The following is a 23,501-nucleotide window of genomic DNA, read 5'->3' as shown; positions in this document are numbered from 1 at the left end:
CCCTTGGTAAATTTAATTTATCAGGGGGTTTTTCTTTTAAGTTTTTGAAATACACCCACTATAATTCCATTAATTTCTTCAGAGATACGGAATTTATAAATTACAAGGGTATATAAAGTTACAATTAGCATGGTTTTTAATCCAATATTTATAATTGGGCCAAATGGAAATGATAGGTACCAAAAAATTAAAGTAATACCTGCTATTAATAGGAAAGTTTTTAAAGTGCTTATGGTTAAAGGCCATAAACCAAACTTTTGTTTAACAAAAAGAAGTTTAATTATATTAAAAACGAACAACGCAATAAAACTTGCTAATGCCGCACCAAAAATTCCATATTTTGGAATAAAATATAAGTTGAGAACTATAGTGGATACCGCTAATAATACACCTAAAATTAGAATGGTTTTATAATATATAGAATTATAAAGAATAGAGTTTACATTACCCGTAAGTGATTCCATAACTTTTGCTAAACCAATCAAAAACACTACACTAAAACCTTTTGCATATTCTTTGGGCAGAAGAAGATAAAGATCATCAATATTTAATATAATCAACAGGAATATGATTCCTGAAGCAATAAATAAGGTTAAGGAAGTCTTTTTGTATAATTGGTTTAAACCTTCTAAATCATCATCATTCAATAATTTTGCAGTTAATGGATAAGTAATCTGATGCATTGCCCTAGATGGAACTATAATTACCGTTGCTATAAATATTGCCACACTGTAGTAAGCAACATTTGCAATTTCCTCAAATTGATTAATCATAAATTTATCAACCTCTAATAGTACTAGAGCGGCGGAACCACCTAGGATAATATATAAACTATAACCTAGTATATCTTTACTATTGCTAGGCAATAAAAACGTTAACTTAGGAAGTTTTAGCCTGAAAGCGTAGATTTTCATTATAATGGTTCTTACTATGTAAGTAGCTACCATTAATTTTAAAAATAAAGGAACGGATAATACTTCTAGATACAATAAGACAAGTAAAACCATGATACCAAGACGTACAAAAACTTCTTTCATGAAATTACCAAAGACACTTTTTAAGTATACTTTACTCCAAGCATAGAAGACCTCAAAATAGGACATGGCAACACCAATCCAGAAAATATACCAAATATAACCGCCCACCAGTTCGTTTTCCTTTGAAAGAAACCTTGTTATTTCTTGTTCAAAAACAAGTAGTATTACAGCCACCGGAAGTATTGCAAGCAATGGGCTAAATAACATTAATACCAAAAATCTATCTTGCTCTTCTTCTGGCTGACCGCTAAAAAACTTGACCAATGTATTTTGAATTCCAAAAGCCAGTAAAGGCATTAAAATAGCGGCAGTAGCCAATATAAAGTTCACTAAACCAAAATATTCCGGGGTTAGAATATGGGTATATAAGAAAAGAATATTTATGGCTCCTACACCAAAACCAATGTAGGTAACTACCATATTTTTAATAGATTGTTTAATTACGATTCCCATGAATCACTTTTGCTAAATCTTTGGCCAAATAACTACGTTGGTACTGCTGTATCTCCTCAGCTTCCACACTTAAATCACCATTTTTAAATTCAGTATAAAAGGCCAATACGGCATTTTTTATTTGTTCTTTATCATTGGCTGGCGAATAGCTACCAACCTTATGGGCTACAACCATATTACCTGCTTCCCAATTATTAGGTCCTATTGCCAAAATTGGTCGTTCAGCATTAAAATATTCAAACAACTTACCTGGAATTATACCCCTAGTTTTTTCAGAATCTATTTCTAAAAGTAGCAATACTTGTGCACTTTTTTGATGCATTAAAACGGATTCATGTGCTACATATGGAATTAATTCCAAGTTTGCTTCTAAACCAGAATTCTTCAAGGAATCTACAATAGCTTTACCCGTAGTTCCAACTAATTTTATTTTTAAATCTTCTTTAAAATTAGGCAATTCTGAAGCTAATTCTTTCAAAACCTCCCATAGCAGTTTTGGATTACGATCGGTAAGTAAAGAGCCAATATGCGAAAGCGTAAATGTTTGGTCTACTTTGTAATTGGCCTTATTAGGTAAATAACCATTTGTAATTACTTTTAGAGGCTTATTTGTAATTTTAGAAAACTCTAACCGGGTATGCTTACTAGTTACAATTACTGTATCTGCTTGGTTTAAAACTTGTTGTTCTAATTGTTTGTGTTTTTGGCGGGTATTCTTGGTCAATTTTAATTTAGCATGATATCCTATACTGGTCCACGGGTCTCTAAAATCTGCAATCCAGTTTATTTGAAGCTTTTGTTTTAATTTGAGTCCTATTAAGTGAATACTATGTGGTGGCCCTGTAGTAATAAGGGTATCTATGTTATGCTCTTTTAAATAAGACTCTAAATATAACACGGAGGGCTTAATCCAAAATTTTCTCGCATCCGGAACAAATAAATTACCCCTTATCCAAAGCATTAAACGTTCAAGAACAGATTGTTTTTTCTTGTTTTCAATAATTCCAGAACTTATTCGTTTGGTTTTTTTGCCAGAAAATATTTTGGCCAAACCATAAGGTTCCCAAATTGGTTGTTTTAGTATGGTTACATTTTCTGGCACTTTATCCACTAAACTTTCATCGGTAAGAGGGTAATGAGGGTTTTTAGGTATGTATACCGTTGGCTCTACCTCAAATTCAGGAAGAAATCGTGTAAAATTTAACCATCGTTGTACCCCAGGGCCACCAGCAGGTGGCCAATAGTAGGTTACAATTAGAACCTTTTTCATTATTCTTGGGTTTTATCCTTTTTTCCTTTAAAAAGAAGGAATAACCCAGTTACCAGCAGAAGCGCTAAAACAATATTGCTTATCAAAGAAATTGTGCTTCCTAATTGTACAACTTCAGGTTCAAACTCAAAAACTATTGTATGACTTCCCGCAGGTATCAATAAACCTCTTAAAGCATAATCAACCTTGTAGATTGAAGCCGGTTTACCGTCTATGGACGCTTTCCAACCGTTAGCGTAGAACATTTCTGAAAAAACGGCAAAACCTTCATTCTCATTTTTAGATTGATAGCTTATAAAATTAGGCCGATAATCTTTTACCACAATCTGAGCTGTACTATCCAAAATAAAGTTGGTTTTAGCCAGCTTTCTAGTATTGGTTAGCTCAACAAGCGCCTTATTTTTAGTGTCTAAATTTTTAAGACCTAATATAGCTTCATCCGCGGAAGCAACATGTTCTATTTGTTCTACAAACCAAGCTGGGCCATTAACATCTGGGTTAGATGCGGGGTAACTCCTACCCTCTTCATCTTGTTGAATAATGTATTTAACGTTCAGCATGTTCAATACTTCTACATTGTTGTTGTACAAGTGAAAATCGAACAAGTTTTGCATTTTCTGTGGCTTTGCCGCATGGTAACCACCTAGGGATTTATGAAAATAAGAAGTGCGCGCACCATTTAAACCTTCTTGCGGATCAAACACCCTAAATATACTTTTATCCTGCTGAATGGCTTTATCTAATTCAGATGCGGTAAAAGGTCTGTTTATTTTTCGCTGACTTACAAAATCGTCTTGGTTTACATAACGCTTATCTATACCTACTAAATCTATTAGTATTAGAAGACCTAAACCAACTATGGTAACGTTTTGGTTGAGTTTTTCTCTAATAAACAGGAATATAACACCAGCAGCAACTAATAATAAAAATAAGGATCTAAATAAGTCTTGCGTAAAAACGGTTTCTCTATCACGTTGAATCATCTGCATTAGCTCCTCCCCAAAATACTGTCTATAAGTGCCATCGCTTAAACCTTCAAAGCTAAAAGTACCTTTTAGTAAAAACAGACCTATAAGCAATCCAAAACAAATAAATGCAGTATTTCGTAAGGCATTTAATTTTGCCTTCTTTTCTATATTCTTTTTGAAGAGTGATTTTAAACCAAGAACCGCTAGAATTGGCATACAAAGTTCCAATACTATTTGAATAGATGATACCGCCCTAAACTTATTGTAAAGGGGAAAGTAGTCTATCATAAAATCCGTTAGTACACTAAAATTTTTACCCCATGATAATAGTAAGGAAAGTACAATACCACCTAATAACCACCATTTGTGTTTTTGTTTTATTAAAAATAAAGCTAAAAGTGCCAAAAAGAATATTACAGCCCCAATATAAGCAGGCCCTGCAACTATGGGTTGTTGCCCCCAATACAATGGTAAACCCTCTGTAAATTCAAGAGCTTTTGAAGATGATAGCCCTTGGCTAGTTAAAAACTCATAGGCTTTAGAACTTTTTCCTAGATCTTCGCTATTGCTACCCCCATATAACCTTGGCACTAGTAAATTAAGCGATTCTAAAATACCGTAACTGTATTGGGTAATGTACTCTTTATCTAAACCGGTAGCGGCCTCTTTTGCACTACCATCTGGATTGATACTTAATTCTGATTTTCCTCTTGTACTCCATTCCGCGTATTCCTTAGTGGCCAAAAGACTGGTAGTATTGGTGGCAATCCCTAAAATCACGGCTAAAATCAATACGCCCACAGCTTTGGCAAAAGCTACCAACTTTTTATTCTTGATAGCATAAGCCAAATACACCAGACCAACTATTAAAACCAGTAACATAAAATAATACGTCATCTGATAATGGTTGGCACTTATTTCTAATGCCATAGCTAGTGCAGTCAATAAAAACCCAGCAATATATTTTCTTCTAAATGCTAATATTATACCGCCTAATAACATTGGTAAATAAGCAATAGCATGTGCTTTTGCATTATGCCCCACTCCAAGAATAATTATATAGTAGGTAGAAAAACCAAAGGCAAGGCTACCCAAAACAGCTAATCTATAGTCTACTTTTAAGCATAACATCAAAATATAAAATCCAATGAAATATAGAAATAGATAGTCTGCTGGCCTGGGTAAAAAGCGAATTAATCGGTCTAATTTTTTTACATAATCATGTGGATAGTTTGCTCCTAGTTGGTAAGTTGGCATACCGCCAAAAGCACTATTGGTCCAATAAGATTCTTCACCTGTAGATTCCTTATAAATTTCCCTTTCTTGGGCCATACCTTTGTATTGGGCAATGTCCGACTGGAAAATACCTTTACCTTGAATAACTGGGTAAAAATAAATTACCGATGCGGCTATAAAAAAAAGGAGTACTGCTAAATGGGTAAAAACTGCTTTGGTGGTAAGCTTCATCAATATAATTTTGAGTGGCTAAAGATCACTCAATTTCTTCAAATTCTATGTATTCTCCAACTTTTTTTGAAGGATTGGATTTTGGGTTTGATTTTTTATAGACAGTAGTCTGGCCGTCTTGCTTTACTTTTTCACCGTTTTGTTCAAATCCTTGAAATTGTGCCCCAAACCGTTCTTCCGCCTTTTTTGCTGCATATTTTAGCATTCTAGGGGCCAACAATTTTAGCAGTAATTTAGCACCGTAGTATACAATAATAAGGATTAATATCGTTTTTAATAAAACCATAGTTATACTCTAATACTTCAAAATTAAAAGGTTGGTAGCATAATTATAGCTTTTGTTTCATAAAATAGTATTAAATCTATTGCCGTGGCCTTATCCAACAGATACCTATTACTTGTTTTTCTAGTGTTTCCTTTTTTAGTTAAAGCGCAATATACAGACGTTATAAATTCTAATAGACCCGGTATTGCGGTTAGTGCTTATGCTGTGGGCTCTAATGTTATACAAGCAGAGACTGGCTTTTTATATGAGAGAAGAAACCATTCTACCTTAAATACGGATGCCAGTAGGTTTGGAGGCGAGTTGGCACTTAGGTACGGTTTATTATTTGAGCAATTAGAAGTTATATACGAAGGAAGTTTTTTAAAGGAAAATATTACCTATAAAAATTTTGGGTTCACAGATAGCCGAACAGATTTTACTAGAAATAGATTGGGGCTTAAATATTTGATCTTTGATCCCTACAAAAGCGCTGAAGCCAATAAACCTAATCTATATAGCTGGCGGGCTAATAATAAGTTTCAATTAAAAAATCTAGTTCCTGCGGTATCTTTGTATGGTGGGGCAACCTTTAATCTTGGCGAAAACCCTTTTTATCCAGAAGATGGTACTATTAGTTACAGGGCAATGATTGCCACACAGAGTAGGCTTACCCCAAAATCTGTCTTAATAACCAATATTGCGTACGACCGTATTACTACTGATTTTCCGGAACTAAGTTATGCTGTCTCCTATTCTAGGGCCTTTAGAAATCCTAAATGGAGTGTGTTTGTGGAGCATCAGGGCATAAAAAGCGATAGACATTCAGACTTATTGCTTCGTACTGGAATTGCCCATCTATTTAGCCCAGATTTTCAAGTTGATTTTAGTATAGGTGGAAGTTTCAAGGATACACCTATGCGACTTTTTGGAAGAACTGGTTTATCTTATCGTTTAGACTTTCATAAAGATAAACTAGTGCCCATAAATGATCAAGCCCCAAAGAACAAAATAAAAAAGAAGGCCATGAAATCTAAAAAGAAGAAAAGAAAAAAGAATAAACTAGATTTTTAGGCCCATATTAAAAAACCATCACTTTAATTTTTTTAATATTGTGCTTCTAACAAAGCACAATGATTAGCATACACGAGGTTACCAACAAATCTGAATTAAAAGAATTTGTAAAATTCCCGTTTTCCCTTTATAAGAAAAATCCATATTGGGTACCCCCTATAATAAAAGACGAGATGGAGTCTTTTGACACCGTCAAGAATCCTGTTTTTAAAAATGCAGAAGCACAACTTTTTCTTGCCAAGAAAAATGGTAAAATTGTAGGTAGGGTTGCTGCCATCATAAATTGGTTAGAAATAAAAGACCAAGGCTTAAAAAAAATGCGTTTTGGGTATTTTGATTTCATAGATGATTTAGAGGTATCCAAAGCTTTGTTAGATAAAGTAAAAGCCATTGGTGAGAGCCATAAACTAGATTTTATGGAAGGGCCCGTGGGATTTTCTAATTTAGATAAGGTTGGTGTACTAATAGAAGGTTTTGAGCATATTGGCACAATGATTACGTGGTACAACCATCCTTACTATAAAGACCATTATGAGCAACATGGTTTTGTAAAGGAAAAAGAATATCTAGAGAATAAATTCAAAGCTTCTGCGGCAGATCCTAAGCTTTTTGAAAAAGCCAACATGCTCATTAAAAAACGATTTCAACTACGAGCATTAAACTTCTCTAGTAGCGATGAAATAATGCCTTGGGTTGATAAAATGTTTGATTTATTTAATGGTAGCTACGCCAAGCTTTCTTCTTTTGTGAAAATCACAGATGATCAAAAGGCGTATTTTAAAAAGAAATACATTTCTTTTATAAACCCAGAGTATATCAAGTTTGTGGTTGATAAGGACGATGAATTGGTTGCTTTTGCTATTGTAATGCCTTCTTTTTCAAAGGCGTTGCAAAAAGCTAATGGTAAGTTATTCCCATTTGGATTCTTACATCTTTTAAATGCTAGAAAGAAAAGCAAAGACGTAATCTTTTATTTAATTGGAATTAGGCCTGATTTTCAAAATAAGGGAATTACCGCAATAATTTTTAATGAGTACTACCACACATTCAAAGAGAAAGGTGTGGAAAACTGTATTAGAACGCCAGAATTGGAAGAAAATACAGCAATACGTCAAATGTGGAAGCATTTTGATCCTATTACACATAAACGTAGAAGAACGTATCGTAAAAATTTAGTTTAATGTTTAGTTGGGTAAAACAGTTAATACCCGAAACTCTAGTACATATAAAACCCCTTTCTGGTGGTGACACTTCAAAAGTTTTTAAGTTAGAGACCAAAAGCAAAAGCTATCTTTTAAAAACAAATCAATTATACCCAACAGATGATTTATTAGGAAGTGAGGCCTTAGGCTTAGAGGCTATTAGAAAAACAAAAACTATAAAAGTGCCTAATGTGGTTAAGATGGGTAATATTAATAACCATTCTTATTTGCTTTTAGAATGGATTCCCTCAAAACCACCAACTGCCGAATCCTTTAAAAAGTTAGGGCATAAATTAGCCTTGCTACATAAGCATACTAGCGTTACAAAGTTTGGTTTTGATACCGGTAACTATATAGGAAGCCTACCTCAACACAACAGTTGGAATGACGATTGGCCTACTTTTTACATATCAAAACGCTTAATACCACAATTTAGATTAGCGATCAAAAACAATCTATGGGCCAAGCATAAAGTGCCTACTGAAACTATTTTATACGAAAGATTGAACACTTTAATTGGAAATGTAACACCCGCTTTACTTCATGGTGATTTATGGAATGGTAACTTTCTTATCCATTCAGATGGATCCCCTTATTTAATTGATCCATCTACTCATTATGGTCATAATGAAGTAGACTTGGCCATGACCAAACTTTTCGGTGGTTTTAACGATTCCTTTTACGCGGCGTACCACGAAGTTATAGCCCCTCATGAAAATAAAAATGCACTAACCGAAGTATATCAATTATACTACCTATTAGTGCATCTTAATCTATTTGGAAAAAGTTATTTTAATAGCGTAAATACAATAGTAAAGCGCTATTTCAACTAAATTATTCTCCCATTGCAGCTGCTACAGCAGCAGATAATCTTTTGTAGGTACCATTCTGCAAACGTTCTCTAATGGCAGAAAAAGCCTCTAGGGTTTCTTCAATATCTGCCATGGTATGTGTTGCAGTAGGTATTAAACGTAATAATATTAATCCTTTAGGTATTACAGGATAAACCACAATTGAGCAGAATATGCCATAATTCTCTCTTAAATCTTTAACCAAAGCCATTGCCTCAGGAATACTACCATTAAGATAAACAGGCGTCACACAACTTTGTGTGGTACCCAAGTCAAAACCTCTTTCCCTTAATCCGCTTTGCAAAGCATTTACGTTCTCCCAAAGTTTAGCCTTAAGTTCTGGCATGCTACGCAGCATATCCAATCGTTTTAAGGCACCTTTTACAAATACCATTGGCAACGATTTTGCGAACATTTGGGAACGCATATTATATTTTAGAAAGTTTATAATTTCTTGATCTGCCGCAACAAAAGCACCAATACCAGCCATAGATTTAGCAAATGTTGCCAAATACACATCTATCTGGTCTTGAACACCCTGCTCCTCTCCGGCTCCAGCACCCGTTTTACCAAGGGTCCCAAAACCGTGAGCATCGTCTACCAATAATCTAAACTGGAATTTTTCTTTTAAGGCAACAATTTCTTTAAGGATACCTTGTTCTCCACGCATACCAAAAACACCTTCTGAAATAACTAGTATACCGCCACCGGTTTCGTTAGCCATTTTTGTAGCACGCTCTAGGTTCTTTTCTAGACTTTCAACATCATTGTGCTTAAAAGTGAAGCGTTTACCAACATGTAAACGAACACCATCTATAATACAGGCGTGGCAATCTACATCATAAACAATAATATCATCCTTAGATACCAATGCGTCTATTACAGACATGAAACCTTGGTATCCAAAATTTAATAAGTAAGATGCTTCTTTATTAACAAAAGCGGCAAGTTCTTGCTCCAATTGTTCGTGATAGTTAGTGTGTCCACTCATCATACGAGCTCCCATTGGGTATGCCGTACCGTGCTCTAAAGCTGCATCGGAATCTACTTGTTTGATTTCCGGTAAATTAGCTAAACCTAGATAGTCATTAATACTCCAGGTTATTACATCTTTACCCCTAAACTTCATTCTATTTGAAATAGGGCCTTCCAATTTTGGAAATACGAAATAACCTTCGGCCTGAGAAGCCCATTTGCCCAAGGGGCCTTTGTTTTCAATGATTCTATCAAAAATATCCCTCATCTACCTAAAATTGATTTAAATGCAAAAGTATGGATTTTCTACAACCATACAATTTTGTTTCAACACAAAAAAAGACAATGAATATAATTTTCATTGTCTTCTTTTCTATGTTTAATATATTCTTATTTAATGTATTCTATTTCTTTGGGTTTAAATGCTTTTTCACCCTCAAAAAAGCCTTGATTACCCATCCACTCGTCACTATACACTTTACTCATATATCTAGACCCATGGTCTGGAAAAATTACCACCACCTTGCTATCAGCGTTAAACTCTCCCTCTAAATGATATTGCATTATAGCTTGCATAGCGGCTCCACTTGTATAACCAACAAACATACCCTCTTCTGCTGCAATACGTCTTGCCATGTGCGCACTTTCTGCATCCGTAACTTTTATATAACGGTCTATAATATTAAAATCCGTTGCTGTAGGTATTAAGTTTTTACCTAAACCTTCTATACGGTAAGGATATACCTCGTTATGATCAAACTCTCCGGTTTCATGATACTTTTTTAATACAGAACCATAGGCATCTACTGCCAAAACCTTAATATTAGGGTTCTGTTCCTTTAGGTATCTTGCTGTTCCAGAAATAGTACCACCAGTACCACTGCAGGCCACCAAATGGGTAATCTGCCCGGCTGTTTGCTCCCAAATTTCCGGCCCAGTACTTTTATAATGTGCTTCAATATTAAGCTCGTTAAAATACTGGTTAATATAGATAGAACCGGGTGTTTCTTGGTGTAAACGTTTGGCAACTTCATAATAGGAACGTGGATCGTCTGCGCTTACATGGGCAGGACATACATAGACCTTTGCTCCCATTGCCCTTAACATATCTATCTTATCTGGAGAAGATTTAGAACTTACGGCAAGGATACATTCATAACCTTTAACCATACTAGCCATGGCTAAACTAAAGCCCGTGTTACCAGATGTAGTTTCTATAATGGTGCTATTGGAATTTAAAATTCCCTTGCGTTCTGCCTCTTCTATAATATATGTAGCAATCCTATCTTTAGCAGAGTGCCCAGGATTAAATGCCTCGACTTTGGCATAGAAATCGCCCGAAAGCGATTCTGTTAATCGATTTAGTTTTACCAAGGGGGTATTACCAACTAAATCTAAAATACTGTCGTAGGCTTTTATTTGGTTTTTCATATCGATAGTATTTAGATAGCTATTCGCCATCTGCCTGCAAAAGTACTATTTTTTAATTTGATGGGATTTTTCCTTCCAAATCTAAAAGAAATGCATACTCTTTTGCCGTTTCCTTTAAGGCCTCAAACCTACCCGAAGCACCACCATGACCTGCATCCATATTTGTATCTAAAAACAGTAAGTTTTGGTCTGTTTTTAATTCTCTAAGTTTTGCCACCCATTTAGCGGGTTCCCAATATTGTACCTGAGAATCGTGCAAACCTGTGCTTACATACATATTTGGATACTCCTTAGCGGTAACATTATCATAAGGAGAATACGATTTCATGTAGTCATAATAGGTTTTATCGTTGGGATTTCCCCACTCATCATATTCACCAGTAGTTAAAGGAATAGTATCGTCTAACATAGTAGTAATTACATCTACAAACGGTACCTGTGCTACTACACCATTATATAATTCTGGCTCCATATTTATGATGGCCCCCATTAACAATCCTCCTGCAGAACCGCCCATGGCATACAAATGCTGGCTGCTCGTATAGTTTTGCTCTATTAAATGCTTAGAACAATCTATAAAATCTGTAAAGGTGTTTTTCTTTTTTAACAACTTACCATCATCATACCATGGTCTACCCAAATATTCGCCCCCTCTAATATGGGCAATTGCAAAAATGAACCCTCTATCCAATAAACTCAATCTTTGTGTGGAAAAATAAGGGTCTATAGTAGATCCATACGATCCATAAGCGTATTGCAATAAAGGAGCCGTACCGTCTAAAGGAGTGTCTTTATGATAAACCAAACATATTGGAACCGTTTTACCGTCCCTAGCATTGGCCCAAATACGTTTTGCTTTGTAATTCTGTTTATCAAACTTTCCACCTAATACTTCTTGTTCCTTTAAAATAGTTTTCTCTTTAGTTTTCATGTCCATTTCTATAATGGCGTATGGAGACTCCATAGCATTGTAGAAATACCGAAGTTTATCGGTTTCAAAGTCTAAATTGGTATAGGTGCCGGCCACGTAGGTTTCACTATCAAAAGGCAAATAATAAGCATCCGTACCGTCCCACCTTACAATTTTCAACTTATTAAGACCTTCCTCCCGCTCTGATAAAACATAATAATCTTCAAAAATGTCTATGTCTTCTAAAAGCACTGCTTCCCTGTGGGGTATAAACTCTTTCCAGTTAGCTATGTTCGTACTTTTATCCGCAACCTGCATTAACTTAAAGTTGGTAGCTTCGTCTTTGTTGGTTAAGATGTAGAAGGTATCTCCAAAATGATAAATGCTATATTCCAAACCTCTTTCCCTTGGTGAAAAGATGGTGAATGCCGCATCTGGCTCATCTGCCCTTATGAACCGATATTCCGATGTAAGAGTGCTTACAGAACCTATTACAATGTACTTTTTGGATTTTGTTTTATAAACAAAAACATTGAAGGTTTCATCCTCTTCTTCATAAACCAAAACATCTTGGCTTGTTGGGGTACCAAGTTGATGCTTATATATTTTATCAGACCTAAGTGTTACGGGGTCTTTTTTTGTATAGAATATCGTTTTATTATCTGCCGCCCAAACAGAACTACCTGTGGTATTCTCTATTTTATCTGGATAAATCTCATTGGTTTCCAGATTTTTGAATTGAATATCATATTGTCTTCTAGATACCGTATCTGTTCCAAAAGTGGCCAATTTGTTATTTGGGCTCACCGATATACCTCTTAGATTGAAAAAATCATGTCCTTTTGCCATTACATTGCAATCAAACAAAATTTCTTCTTTGGCATCTAAAGATCCTTTTTGCCTAAAATAAATAGGATATTCCTTTCCTTTTTCGAACCTACTGTTATAGAAATAGCCATTTAACTTATAAGGTACGGATTCATCATCTTGTTTTATACGCCCTTTTAATTCATAGTAAAGCTCTTCCTGAAATTTTTGGGTATGAGAAGTCATTTCATTATAATACTTATTTTCTGCTTCCAAATAAGCTATTACTTCATCATCTTCTCGATTATTTAACCAATAGTAATTATCTACTCTGGTATCTCCATGAATGGTCAATTCCTTCGGAATCTTTTTAATCTTTGGAGGTTGTGGCACGATTGTTTCTTTCATATTAGTAGAACATGAGCTGGCAAAAGTAGTGCAGATTAAAAGAATGCCAAGCTTTCTTTTTATAATTGTCATGGTTAAATAACTAGTGTTAGTTATACAATTTAGTAATTTTGAACTGTTTAAAAATTTAAAAATATGTTTGGAGATATTATGGGTATGATGGGTAAGCTAAAAGAAACCCAACAAAAAGTAGAAGACACAAAAAAAAGATTGGACACCGTTTTATTGGATGAAAAATCTAACGACGATTTGCTAAAAGTTACCATTACCGCTAATAGGGCGATAAAAAGTATATCTATTGATGAAGCCTTATTAAAAGACAAAGAACAATTAGAAGATTATTTAATTCTTACGCTAAACAAAGCTATTGAGAAAGCCACAAAAGTGAATGACGCAGAACTGGCAGCGGTAGCTAAGGATGGCATGCCCAATATTCCAGGAATGGATTCGTTATTTAAATAAAATAACCTAATATGAAGTGGATTATTTACGTAGTTTCTATAGCTGTAGCCCTATTTCAACTTAATATAAGTTCTAGTAATACTATTAATTGGGAGACTAATTATGAGCAGGCATTTAAAAAAGCAAAAAAGGAAAATAAAAATGTACTTGTTTATTTTACCGGAAGTGATTGGTGCGGACCTTGTAAAATGCTAAAGAAAGATTTGTTTGAAACCGAAGCCTTCAATACTCTTTCAAAGGATTACGTTCTACTTTATGTAGATATACCAAGGAATAAGGATTTGTTAACAGCTGCCGAATACAAACAAAACAAAGAGCTTTTACAAAAATGGAATAAACGCGGTGTTTTTCCGCTATTGTTAGCAGTATCTGCCAAGCAAAAAGTTATTGATGAATATTCTGGCTATAGTATGAATGGTGAAGTTAGTTACCACCTACAATTTTTAGAAAAAAATAAATAAAGAAAAAGCCCTCCATTGAAGAGGGCTTTTTTATTTTAATGTTTACCAGGTTTAGTTGTTAATTAACCTAAACTCTGTTCTTCTGTTAGCAGAATGCTCTCTTTCTGTACAAGATACACCATCTGCACATCTGTTTTTAAGTCTTGTTTCTCCGTAACCATTCGCTACCAATAAACTAGAATTAACTCCTTTAGTAATTAAATAATCTGCAACGGCTTTTGCTCTTCTTTCAGAAAGGTTTTGATTAGAAGAGGCAGAACCTCTAGCATCTGTATGAGAAGCAATTTCTAACTTTACTCCAGGGTTTTGCTGTAAAACAGGCATTAACCTAGTGTCTATAATTCTTTTTGCTTCTGCAGTTAAAGTAGCGCTACCTAAATTCCAGTTAATTGGTAATGCCTGATACTCTACCAAAGCACACTCAACTTCTTTCCAAGAAGTTAAACCACCTTTAGATTGTAAAACTTCTTTAGATACCGTTTTAGTCACGGCAGGAATAACTTCTTCTACGGTATAAGCATCCTTATCTAAAACCGTTTTAGTAATTGTAGCATACTCTGCCGGGATAACCTCTTCTACAACCTTTGCTGGCTCAACCAATACTCTTTTAGTATAAGAACCAGATTTTTCTGAACCAGCTATTCTATTAAAGCTAGCATCATTAGCAAGCGTTTGTGTGCTTACTGTTGTATATTCTGCTGGGTAACCTTTATAACACCAATATCTACAATCGTCTGGGTTACCACTGGCACAGTCTGGAGCAGGTGAACCTAATTCCCATTGTGCGTAAGCTGGCTTTATCTCTATAGTTTCAGAACTGGGAGCAAATGCTGCAGGCACAATTCTTAAAGAACTACCTGCTTCTTTTGAAACATAAGATACCGTTTCTGTACCCCATTTAGCAGGCACTACCACCAATTTTTTACTTTCTTCTTTTACCAAAACACGTTCAGTAACTGTTTTAAAGGTAGCTGGTATGGTTTTCAATACCTTATAAGCTGGTTTTACCGTAACGGTAACCGTTTCGTTAGTATATACATCTGGAGTTGTACATCTAACATAACATTTACCTGGTTCTGGGTTAGTAGGCAAATCTTGCGCATAAGTTGTTGCCGCTGCGGTAAATAATGCGACAATAAAAAGTACTTTTTTCATAATTTGTTAGTGTTTGTTAAATTAATAGACCAATTATTTAATTCTGTATTTATGAAACCTATATCTTAAAAAAGTCACAAAAATTTTATCTAATTATTTAAACCAAGCAGTAAAACGTAAATACTTAAACGAGGCTAAAGTATATTAACATGCTGTTTTACAAATATATACAAATCAAAAAAACTTAAATTTTTAAGTGATTTAATTTATTTTTTAATAAATATTTGTTAACGATTTATTAGTCGAAAGCTATTTTAGACCTATAAAAACTAGAACAGAATTGAATACTTTAAAAAGAGAAGAAACCGCTGATAAAATTGGCGTCAATTAAAAAAGTTGTTCGTTTTGGAAATACAAATGAGGTTAGCCCACGTTAAATATCCATATCTAAATGGGACAGATATGGATAAAAACGCAAACAACATTTAAACTTTAATACGGAACAAGCCTTAAAATTCTTTGAGACTAGCTAAAACAACATCATGCATTTCTTTGGTGTAGTCTAAGTGGGTAACCATTCTTAGTTTACCTTGCCCCATATTTATGATGGATATTTCTTTAGCAGCCAGGAAATTTACCAGCTTTTCTTCTGAGGTAAGCGCGGTATCCAACTCAAAAATAACAATATTGGTTGCTACCGGCTCTACTTGTTTTACCCAATTACAATTGGTTAAACAATTGCCTAACTCCTTAGCTTTTAGATGATCTTCACTAAGTCGGTTTCTGTTATAGTCCAAAGCGTAAATACCAGCAGCTGCCAAATAACCTACTTGGCGCATACCCCCACCTAGAATTTTACGGATACGCAGGGCTTTTTGCATATTTTCATTTGATCCCACCAATACAGAACCAATAGGGCAACCCAACCCCTTACTAAGACATACGCTTATTGTATCAAAAAGTGAACCATATTGTTCCGCTGTTTCGCCTGTAGCTGCAAGCGCGTTCCACAATCGGGCACCATCTAAGTGGTAAGCTAAACTGTGTTTTTCACAAACTGCCTTTATACGTTCTAACTCTTTAAAGCTATAACAGGCACCCCCACCTTTATTAGTAGTATTCTCTATAGCAACTAATCTAGATAAAGGGCTATGGTAAAAATCTGGCGGATTTATAGCTGTCTCTACCTGTTCTGCCGTCATCATACCTCTATGACCATCTACCAATTTACAAGAAGCACCACTATTAAAACTTACGCCACCTCCTTCATAATTATAAATATGTGCATACTTATCACAAATAACCTGATCACCAGGTTGCGTATGAATTTTAATAGCAGTTTGGTTGGCCATTGTTCCAGACGGAAAAAACAAAGCAGCCTCCATATTAAAAAGCTTGGCCACTTTATCTTCTAATTCATTTAAAGTAGGGTCGTTCTTAAAAACATCATCACCAACCTTAGCACGCATCATGGCATCTAGCATACCTTTAGAAGGTCTGGTTACCGTATCACTAATTAAATTAATTTCCATTTACTTGTTTTAATCTTGCATACAATCCATTCCAATAGGTGAACCATCAGGAATTGTAGGTGCTTCCGTCTTTACTTTATATCCTTTAGGGTTGGCAATAAACCCTTCTACTTCTTTCTTTAAAAGAATAGCACTAGGATTTGTTGCGCGTTTGCCTTCTCCTAAATAGGTCTTGAGCTTCATCATCTCAAATAAAACGGCAGCAGTTACCTGCGGATAGCTCTCTTCACTACTAGCTAGGTGCATCATCTCTTGCAAAACGGTCCAATTTACAATTTGCTGTACTTCGCCTTCTAATCCGCTTGGCGATTTTGCTTTAACCGTGGCATTTAATAGCTGCTCTAATACTTCTTGCAATCCCAATTGGTTTTGGTCCATACCTTTTTGTTGTACCATTCTGTTTGCACGTTGTGGATGTAATAATAGGCTAGCCGTCATTTCTGCGGCTGTCTCGGCTGCACCCAAAGCGTCAAAACCTACCCCCATCTTACTTTTAAAAGATTCCCTTGTTCTGTTGTAGCCAATACTTCTTGGAGCAAATAACGCTAGTTTATCTTTAGGTATGGTTAAATTTTCTGGCTGTAACGTTTCAATAATACTATTTAAAGCCAATTGTTGCGTTTTTTTAGGCAACCATTTTACTGCTGTTTGGCTATCTCCTTTTACCTTATAATTGTAATCTAGACCACCAACCAATTTAGCTGCAGCTTCTGTTTGGTATCTGTGTAAGAAGTATAATGGTACAAAAACATCTTCCAATACGGAAAAGGGCTCTGAGGTTTTAATATTATCAATAGAAAAGTTCTGTATTACCTGTTTTCTTACGGATAAAATACGGTTTAATTCATCATAAGCATTAGCTCCATTATCCCATAAATGTGCTAATGCATGTGCACCACCTTTTGGCCTTGCGTCTTGATCCGAAATATATCTAAGACCGTCCTTTTCTGCCTTTGCTAATATGGCATCCAAAGCCGCATCTTCATTAGTTCCGGTTGGAAAGTCTGAATAGGCGTAGGCAACAGTAACTTTATCCCAATCTCCAATTCCGGTGGCATAAGCATTAGAAAAATCCATTTGGCCATCTTTAAATTCTAGATAGGGATGCGGATAGTCCATAACCGAAGCCCTATTATTGGTACTTGCCGCAAAATTGTGCGCAAAACCAAGGGTATGTCCAATTTCGTGAGCAGATAATTGCCTAATTCTAGCTATGGCTATTTCTAACATAGGATCTACATTATCGTCAGAATTTTTAAACGGTGCATTCATTAGCGCCTGGGCAATCATAAAATCTTGCCTTATACGAAGACTTCCTAAACTTACGTGCCCTTTTATAATTTCGCCAGTTCTTGGGTCTCTAACACTTGCACCATAACTCCATCCTCTGGTGGATCGGTGTACCCACTGGATTACGTTGTAACGTACATCCATAGGATCTGCATCATCGGGCAGCATTTTTACTTGAAACGCATTTTTATAACCAATGGCCTCAAATGCCTGGTTCCACCATTGCCCCCCTTCTAGTAAAGCTGAACGTACGGGTTCTGGGGTTCCATTATCCAAATAATAGATAATTGGCTCTACCGCTTCACTAACTGCTGCTTCAGGATTTTTCCTTGCTAACCTATGTCTTGGAATGTATCGTTTAACAATAGGTTCTTCTACTGGTGTTGCGTAATCATAATAAGAAAACGGATACGCACCACTTCTAGGGTCAAACTTTCGTTTTATAAACTTATTGTCCGGTAATTTCACAAAAGAATGGTGTTGGTTTACGGTCACGTTATTAGAGGTAGGTGTTACAGACCGGATATTGCCTCCTTTAGCCTTACCTGTAAAAGTTAGTAGTACATCAAACTCTACATTTTCTGGAAACGATTTTGTGCGTTCAAAATTTAAAGCACTCTTGCTTTTATCTAATTTGTAATTCCCCTGCCCTCTTGCTGCTAAACGATCGGTAACTCCATGGGCATCTTGCATTAAAAAGTCCGTCAGTTCAATTAAATAGCTTCCGTTTTTAGCTTCAACTATGGGAAATCCAAACAAAACCGATTTCGCAAATGCTTGTTCTACGGATTTTTTCTCCAAAACATTATCGGTATTGGCCCTATATTTTAAATTAGGTTGTACCAAAAGGATTTTTTGACCCATTTTTTTAAAATGTACCACTTGTTCGTTGCCCAATTGGCCCCTATCTAAACCTATATCATTACTTCCAATACCACTGCTAAGGGAATAAACATATAAAAAGTCTTGGTCTAGATTGTTTATTTGCAAATACAACTTATCTGATGTGGTATCATAATAGGTATCAAAATAGCCTTTGTAATGCTCTAAATCCTTGGTCTTATCAAATTTCTGTGCCAGCAGTAAGCTCTGGCTTGTAAGAATGGTAATTAAAACAATAAAGTATTTTTTCATGGAGCTAGTTATTTAAGTTCCTAAAATAAAAGAATATAGTTGTACAGCCATAATGAAACCTTATTTTTGCGAAAAAGACAATTATGGTAACTACAGATCAACATAAAGATCTTATTGATCGCCTTGGTGCGTTAAGGAGGTATCTTTGACATTGATGCCAAACTTATTGAAATAGAAAACGAGGAAGAAAAAACCTTGGAACCCGATTTTTGGAACAATCCCCAAGAGGCCCAAAAACAAATGCAATCCATTAAATCTAAAAAGAAATGGGTTCAGGATTATAAAGAAGCAGAAACCTTAATAGGTGATTTAGAAGTTCTGTTAGAATTTCATCAAATGGGTGAAGTTACTGAGCAAGAAGTCATAGCTAAATACACCACAGGCTTGGATTTAATTGAAAAATTAGAATTCAAAAATATGCTTTCTGATGAGGGCGATGAGTTAACCGCCGTGTTGCAAATAACAGCTGGTGCCGGTGGTACGGAAAGCTGTGACTGGGCTTCCATGCTTATGCGTATGTACATGATGTGGGCCGAAAAAAATGGCTACAAAGTAAAAGAGCTAAATTACCAAGAAGGAGACGTTGCAGGTATAAAAACGGTAACCTTAGAAATTGAGGGCGAATTTGCATTTGGTTGGTTAAAAGGAGAAAATGGAGTACATAGATTGGTAAGAATTTCCCCATTTGATAGTAATGCCAAGCGGCATACCTCGTTTGCATCTGTTTATGTTTATCCGCTAGTAGATGATAGTATAGAAATAGAAATAAACCCTTCTGAAATTGAAATTACCACTGCTAGATCTAGTGGAGCTGGCGGCCAGAATGTCAACAAGGTAGAGACCAAGGTGCAATTGGTTCACAAACCTACTGGAATTCAGATTTCTTGTTCAGATAGTAGGTCACAGCACGACAATAGGGCTACCGCCTTAAAAATGTTAAAGTCGCAATTATACGAGATAGAATTGCGAAAAAAATTAGAAGCTAGAGCGGAAATAGAATCGTCTAAGATGAAAATTGAATGGGGCTCACAGATAAGAAATTACGTAATGCATCCGTATAAGTTGGTAAAAGATGTAAGAACAAGTGAAGAGACCGGTAATGTGGATGCTGTCATGGATGGTGACATAAATGCCTTTTTAAAAGCATACCTAATGATAATGGGACAACAAGAAAAAGCCTAGCGTTAATCTTTTCTTAAACATTTTATAGTATTTTACCAATTAACAAAGCATTGGCAAAACAGTGTAATAGCAACACCTAAATTTGAAAATCGCATTAAAATGAAAATAGCTATACGTAAAATTTTACCTCTATCCTTATTGTTCTTTTCTGTATTGTCTATGGCACAATATGGTTACGGAAGTAGATACGGTGGGTATGGCAGAAGAAGTAGCATTCCGCAAGCCCAGACACCAGAAAAAGAGCCAGAAAAACTAACAGCAGAAGAAATTGTTGAACAAGAGATGCCTAAGATTATAGAAACCTTGGCCTTAGACCCTTTTGAAGAAGCAATAATGAGAACCACATTGGTAAATTCTGTTAAGAAACGTATGGAGCTTCAAATTTTAAACTTGGAGCCTCAAAAAATGCGAGAAGAGTTTAAGAAAATTCAAGATCAACAAGAAAAAGAATTAAAGGCTGGACTGCCTCCTGAAAAGTATCAGATTTATTTGGAAATGAGGGAAAATCCAACAAAGACCAAACGAAAACAGAAAAAGAAAAAAAAGAAATCCAAAACCTAGTATGAGAAAACTGTTCCTTACAATTTTGTCACTGACCACATTAGCAACATTTGCACAACGCCCAACAACACAGACCAAACCGATAAAAATAACTGGAACAGTAGTAGACAAAGACTCTGGACAACCTTTGGAGTTTGCTACGCTTGTTGTACAATCTGTAGACGACCCCAGCAAAGTAGATGGTGGTATTACCGATTTTGACGGTAATTTTACCGTGAACGTACCAGCTGGCAACTACAATCTTAAAGTAGAGTACATCTCTTATAAAAGCTTTACGCTTAACAATCAAAACCTTACAAAGGATAAAGATTTAGGTAAAATAGCCTTGACTTTAGATGCTACCCAATTAGAAGCTGTTGAAGTTGTGGGAGAGCGTACTACCGTAGAGGTGAGATTGGACAAAAAGATTTACAACGTTGGTAAAGATTTAACCAATAGTGGCGCAACAATTAGTGATGCCTTAAACAACATACCCTCTGTAGATGTTGATGTTGAAGGGGCTATTAGTTTAAGAGGAAATGAAAACGTTAGAATTCTAATCAACGGCAAGCCCTCTGCCCTAGCCGGTTTTGGTTCTACTGATGCCCTTAGGCAATTACCTGCAGATGCCATTGAAAAGGTAGAAGTTATAACCAGCCCTTCTGCCAGATACGATGCTGAGGGTACAGCGGGCATACTTAACATTGTACTTAAAAAAGAAAAAGTTTTAGGTTTTAATGGTTCTGTAAACGCTTATGTTGGCGATCCAGCTAACGCCGGAGTTACTTTTAATGGTAACCTACGAACCAAAAAATTCAACCTGTTTACTACCCTTGGTTATAGATATAGAGATGCGCCCGGTAACGCCATTTTTGATAATACCTACACATCTGGCAGCTTTGACCGTGTTTTTGAAGATAGGACTTATAACAGGTTAGACAAAAATTTAAATGCCAATTTGGGTATAGAATATTTTTTAACGGAAAATTCTTCTATTACCGCAGCTGGCTTTTATCGTCGCTCAGATGAAAATGATTTAACAGAGAACAGCAACCAAAGATTTAACAATGGTACCGTCACTAGTGAGACGTTTAGGGAAGAAGACCAAAATGAAGATGGGGATACCTATCAAGTTTCATTAAACTACATTAACAATTTTAATGATGATGGTCATAAACTAACGGCAGATTTCCAATATTCAAAGGATAATCAAATACAAACCTCTGTAATTGAAGAAAATCAAAACATCCCCACCAATGAACTTATTGCGTTGGAAAATGTATTTGAGGATGAAGAAGAACGAGAGTATTTAATACAGGCAGACTACGTTTTACCCATGGGCGAAGCTCAGTTTGAAGCCGGTTTTAGAAGCACCTTAGAACAATCTATTACAGATTATCAATTAGACAGTTTAGATCAAGCTTCCGGTATTTTTGTAACCAATGAGAATTTGACCAACAAATTTACGTATGATGAAAATGTGCATGCTGCCTATGTACAATACGGTAATAAATATGGTAAGTTTTCGGTTTTAGCTGGTTTAAGACTAGAAAATACCATTTTAAAAGGTAAGGTAGAATCAGAGTTTGACCCTGAGGCCCTACAAGAAGAACTAGGTATAGATGTAGATGTAAATTTTGACAAAGATTATTTGGGCCTATTTCCTACGGTAAACTTAGTTTATGAAATTTCTGAAACAGAGAATTTCAGTATTGGGTACAATAGACGAATTAATAGACCAAGAGGTTGGTTTATTAACCCATTCCCTTCTCGTTCTAGTAGAACAAACATTTTTCAAGGAAATCCAGATTTAGACCCTGCCTACTCTAATGCTTTTGATATAGGCTATTTAAAGAGATGGAAAAAATTGACACTTACCAGTTCTGTGTATTACCAGAAAGAAACCAACTCTTTTGAAAGGGTACAAGAAGAAACGGGGCAAACCACTACTGATGGTATAGAAATAGTACGTTCCATTCCTATTAACTTATCTACACAAAATAGGTATGGGGCAGAAGCATCGGTATTGTACAATCCAACCAAATGGTTACGTTTAACCAGTAGTTTCAATTATTTTAAATTTTCTACAGAAGGTTTTTTCAACGGTGTAGATTACGGTACCGATAATAGTAGTTATTTTGCTAGATTAGGTTCTAAAATTACTTTACCTGCAGATATAAATTGGCAAACAAATGCTTTTTATTTTGGCCCAAGAGCTAATGCACAAACAGAAACAAAAGGAATTACCTCTATAAACCTTGCATTTAGTAAGGACATTTTAAAAGACAACGCAACCGTAAGCTTAAATGTTAGTGATTTGTTGAATAGCCGTAGACGTAAGTCTTTCACGGAAACCGAATTTTTTACTTCTAGAAGTGAATTTCAGTGGAGACAAAGACAAATTACGCTTTCATTCCTTTACAGATTCAATCAGTCTAAATATGACAGACAACGCAACGGAAATAGAAATGGTGGTGGAGATGATGACTATGAATTTGAGGGAGGTCAATCCTAAAAAAAACAATTAGATACATTAAAAAAGGAGCTTAACAGCTCCTTTTTTAATTTTTATATACGTTATATTATGTTTAATCGGTAGTAAATTATTTTAAGAAAGAACTAACGAAACTATTACCGTTGTAGCGAAATAATTTAATGGGTAACCACCGACCAAGACATAAAAAAAGGAG

At 35.5% G+C, this 23,501-nt stretch carries 18 protein-coding genes; 8 read left to right on the top strand and 10 right to left on the bottom strand.

What is annotated here, in order from left to right:
- Positions 1-20 precede the first annotated feature (20 nt).
- Genes ACXAGS_RS04860 through ACXAGS_RS04845 form a run of 4 tightly spaced genes read right to left on the bottom strand, consistent with a single transcriptional unit; the run spans position 21 to position 5,481 of the window.
- On the bottom strand, positions 21-1,490 hold the full coding sequence (locus ACXAGS_RS04860; RefSeq protein ID WP_474905021.1) for a lipopolysaccharide biosynthesis protein: 1,470 nt from the start codon (positions 1,488-1,490) through the stop codon (positions 21-23).
- Positions 1,474-2,760: a glycosyltransferase gene (locus ACXAGS_RS04855; protein WP_474905020.1), complete on the bottom strand. Its 1,287-nt coding sequence runs from the start codon at positions 2,758-2,760 to the stop codon at positions 1,474-1,476. The genes ACXAGS_RS04860 and ACXAGS_RS04855 overlap by 17 nt, the downstream gene beginning before the upstream one ends.
- Positions 2,760-5,195 carry a YfhO family protein gene (locus ACXAGS_RS04850; RefSeq protein ID WP_474905018.1) on the bottom strand — a complete coding sequence of 812 codons (2,436 nt, stop codon included), beginning with the start codon at positions 5,193-5,195 and terminating at the stop codon, positions 2,760-2,762. The genes ACXAGS_RS04855 and ACXAGS_RS04850 overlap by 1 nt, the downstream gene beginning before the upstream one ends.
- A 25-nt stretch (positions 5,196-5,220) precedes the next feature.
- On the bottom strand, positions 5,221-5,481 hold the full coding sequence (locus tag ACXAGS_RS04845; RefSeq protein WP_474905017.1) for a DUF4834 family protein: 261 nt from the start codon (positions 5,479-5,481) through the stop codon (positions 5,221-5,223).
- Positions 5,482-5,565: 84 nt separating this feature from the next.
- Between ACXAGS_RS04845 and ACXAGS_RS04840 the strand changes: the two genes are divergently transcribed.
- Genes ACXAGS_RS04840 through ACXAGS_RS04830 form a run of 3 tightly spaced genes read left to right on the top strand, consistent with a single transcriptional unit; the run spans position 5,566 to position 8,566 of the window.
- A complete protein-coding gene (locus ACXAGS_RS04840; protein ID WP_474905015.1) occupies positions 5,566-6,531 on the top strand; it encodes a transporter in 966 nt (321 codons plus the stop codon).
- Positions 6,532-6,590: 59 nt separating this feature from the next.
- The gene (locus tag ACXAGS_RS04835; protein WP_474905014.1) at positions 6,591-7,712 is read left to right on the top strand and encodes a GTP cyclohydrolase; all 1,122 of its coding nucleotides are present in this window, start codon (positions 6,591-6,593) and stop codon (positions 7,710-7,712) included.
- Positions 7,712-8,566 (top strand): fructosamine kinase family protein, encoded by an 855-nt coding sequence (locus ACXAGS_RS04830; protein WP_474905012.1) that lies wholly within the window; start codon positions 7,712-7,714, stop codon positions 8,564-8,566. Before ACXAGS_RS04835 ends, ACXAGS_RS04830 begins: the two co-directional genes overlap by 1 nt.
- Position 8,567: 1 nt before the next feature.
- On the opposite strand, the gene capB is transcribed toward ACXAGS_RS04830, so the two are convergent.
- From capB to ACXAGS_RS04815, 3 genes are all read right to left on the bottom strand, one after another.
- Complete coding sequence (gene capB, locus ACXAGS_RS04825) at positions 8,568-9,827, bottom strand: cysteate-C-fatty acyltransferase (protein ID WP_474905010.1); 1,260 nt, start codon at positions 9,825-9,827, stop codon at positions 8,568-8,570.
- A 122-nt stretch (positions 9,828-9,949) separates the two neighbouring features.
- Positions 9,950-10,990: a cysteate synthase gene (gene capA, locus ACXAGS_RS04820; RefSeq protein WP_474905008.1), complete on the bottom strand. Its 1,041-nt coding sequence runs from the start codon at positions 10,988-10,990 to the stop codon at positions 9,950-9,952.
- A gap of 52 nt (positions 10,991-11,042) precedes the next feature.
- Positions 11,043-13,187, bottom strand: coding sequence for a S9 family peptidase (locus ACXAGS_RS04815; protein ID WP_474905006.1), 2,145 nt, complete (start codon positions 13,185-13,187; stop codon positions 11,043-11,045).
- A gap of 63 nt (positions 13,188-13,250) precedes the next feature.
- Between ACXAGS_RS04815 and ACXAGS_RS04810 the strand changes: the two genes are divergently transcribed.
- Both ACXAGS_RS04810 and ACXAGS_RS04805 read left to right on the top strand, forming a co-directional pair.
- Positions 13,251-13,577: a YbaB/EbfC family nucleoid-associated protein gene (locus ACXAGS_RS04810; protein WP_474905004.1), complete on the top strand. Its 327-nt coding sequence runs from the start codon at positions 13,251-13,253 to the stop codon at positions 13,575-13,577.
- A gap of 11 nt (positions 13,578-13,588) precedes the next feature.
- The gene (locus ACXAGS_RS04805) at positions 13,589-14,038 is read left to right on the top strand and encodes a thioredoxin family protein (RefSeq protein WP_474905003.1); all 450 of its coding nucleotides are present in this window, start codon (positions 13,589-13,591) and stop codon (positions 14,036-14,038) included.
- Positions 14,039-14,089: 51 nt separating this feature from the next.
- Here the strand turns inward: ACXAGS_RS04805 and ACXAGS_RS04800 are convergent, their stop codons facing one another.
- The 3 genes from ACXAGS_RS04800 to ACXAGS_RS04790 form a co-directional block, all read right to left on the bottom strand.
- Complete coding sequence (locus ACXAGS_RS04800; protein WP_474905001.1) at positions 14,090-15,193, bottom strand: OmpA family protein; 1,104 nt, start codon at positions 15,191-15,193, stop codon at positions 14,090-14,092.
- Positions 15,194-15,642: 449 nt separating this feature from the next.
- Positions 15,643-16,665: a threonine aldolase family protein gene (locus ACXAGS_RS04795; RefSeq protein WP_474904999.1), complete on the bottom strand. Its 1,023-nt coding sequence runs from the start codon at positions 16,663-16,665 to the stop codon at positions 15,643-15,645.
- 9 nt (positions 16,666-16,674) lie between these two features.
- Positions 16,675-19,089 (bottom strand): zinc-dependent metalloprotease, encoded by a 2,415-nt coding sequence (locus ACXAGS_RS04790; protein WP_474904997.1) that lies wholly within the window; start codon positions 19,087-19,089, stop codon positions 16,675-16,677.
- Positions 19,090-19,172: 83 nt separating this feature from the next.
- Here ACXAGS_RS04790 and prfB point away from each other — a divergent pair.
- From prfB to ACXAGS_RS04775, 3 genes are all read left to right on the top strand, one after another.
- Positions 19,173-20,271, top strand: a protein-coding gene (gene prfB, locus ACXAGS_RS04785; RefSeq protein WP_474904995.1) for a peptide chain release factor 2 whose coding sequence is annotated in 2 segments (ribosomal slippage) — positions 19,173-19,235 and positions 19,237-20,271 — 1,098 coding nt in all. Because the reading frame shifts where the segments join, the coding sequence is not laid out codon by codon here.
- Between the two features lie 99 nt (positions 20,272-20,370).
- Positions 20,371-20,832, top strand: coding sequence for a hypothetical protein (locus ACXAGS_RS04780; RefSeq protein WP_474904994.1), 462 nt, complete (start codon positions 20,371-20,373; stop codon positions 20,830-20,832).
- A gap of 1 nt (position 20,833) precedes the next feature.
- Entirely contained in the window at positions 20,834-23,326 is a 2,493-nt protein-coding gene (locus tag ACXAGS_RS04775) for a TonB-dependent receptor (RefSeq protein ID WP_474904992.1), read from the top strand.
- Positions 23,327-23,501 lie beyond the last annotated feature (175 nt).

The sequence above is a fragment of the Croceivirga sp. ABH4_376 genome, assembly GCF_056160685.1.
Note: the sequence above shows the minus strand (reverse complement) of the source record. Positions and strands in the feature narration are given on the sequence as shown.

What these genes read in the sequence shown, in the direction of transcription:
- ACXAGS_RS04860 (WP_474905021.1), bottom strand. Translation starts at nt 1,490, where the DNA reads ATGGGAATCGTAATTAAACAATCTATTAAAAATATGGTAGTTACCTAC.
- capB (WP_474905010.1), bottom strand. Translation starts at nt 9,827, where the DNA reads ATGAGGGATATTTTTGATAGAATCATTGAAAACAAAGGCCCCTTGGGC.
- ACXAGS_RS04790 (WP_474904997.1), bottom strand. Translation starts at nt 19,089, where the DNA reads ATGAAAAAATACTTTATTGTTTTAATTACCATTCTTACAAGCCAGAGC.
- ACXAGS_RS04850 (WP_474905018.1), bottom strand. Translation starts at nt 5,195, where the DNA reads ATGAAGCTTACCACCAAAGCAGTTTTTACCCATTTAGCAGTACTCCTT.
- ACXAGS_RS04845 (WP_474905017.1), bottom strand. Translation starts at nt 5,481, where the DNA reads ATGGTTTTATTAAAAACGATATTAATCCTTATTATTGTATACTACGGT.
- ACXAGS_RS04855 (WP_474905020.1), bottom strand. Translation starts at nt 2,760, where the DNA reads ATGAAAAAGGTTCTAATTGTAACCTACTATTGGCCACCTGCTGGTGGC.
- ACXAGS_RS04835 (WP_474905014.1), top strand. Translation starts at nt 6,591, where the DNA reads ATGATTAGCATACACGAGGTTACCAACAAATCTGAATTAAAAGAATTT.
- ACXAGS_RS04810 (WP_474905004.1), top strand. Translation starts at nt 13,251, where the DNA reads ATGTTTGGAGATATTATGGGTATGATGGGTAAGCTAAAAGAAACCCAA.
- ACXAGS_RS04805 (WP_474905003.1), top strand. Translation starts at nt 13,589, where the DNA reads ATGAAGTGGATTATTTACGTAGTTTCTATAGCTGTAGCCCTATTTCAA.
- ACXAGS_RS04775 (WP_474904992.1), top strand. Translation starts at nt 20,834, where the DNA reads ATGAGAAAACTGTTCCTTACAATTTTGTCACTGACCACATTAGCAACA.
- ACXAGS_RS04780 (WP_474904994.1), top strand. Translation starts at nt 20,371, where the DNA reads ATGAAAATAGCTATACGTAAAATTTTACCTCTATCCTTATTGTTCTTT.
- ACXAGS_RS04815 (WP_474905006.1), bottom strand. Translation starts at nt 13,187, where the DNA reads ATGACAATTATAAAAAGAAAGCTTGGCATTCTTTTAATCTGCACTACT.
- ACXAGS_RS04800 (WP_474905001.1), bottom strand. Translation starts at nt 15,193, where the DNA reads ATGAAAAAAGTACTTTTTATTGTCGCATTATTTACCGCAGCGGCAACA.
- ACXAGS_RS04830 (WP_474905012.1), top strand. Translation starts at nt 7,712, where the DNA reads ATGTTTAGTTGGGTAAAACAGTTAATACCCGAAACTCTAGTACATATA.
- capA (WP_474905008.1), bottom strand. Translation starts at nt 10,990, where the DNA reads ATGAAAAACCAAATAAAAGCCTACGACAGTATTTTAGATTTAGTTGGT.
- ACXAGS_RS04795 (WP_474904999.1), bottom strand. Translation starts at nt 16,665, where the DNA reads ATGGAAATTAATTTAATTAGTGATACGGTAACCAGACCTTCTAAAGGT.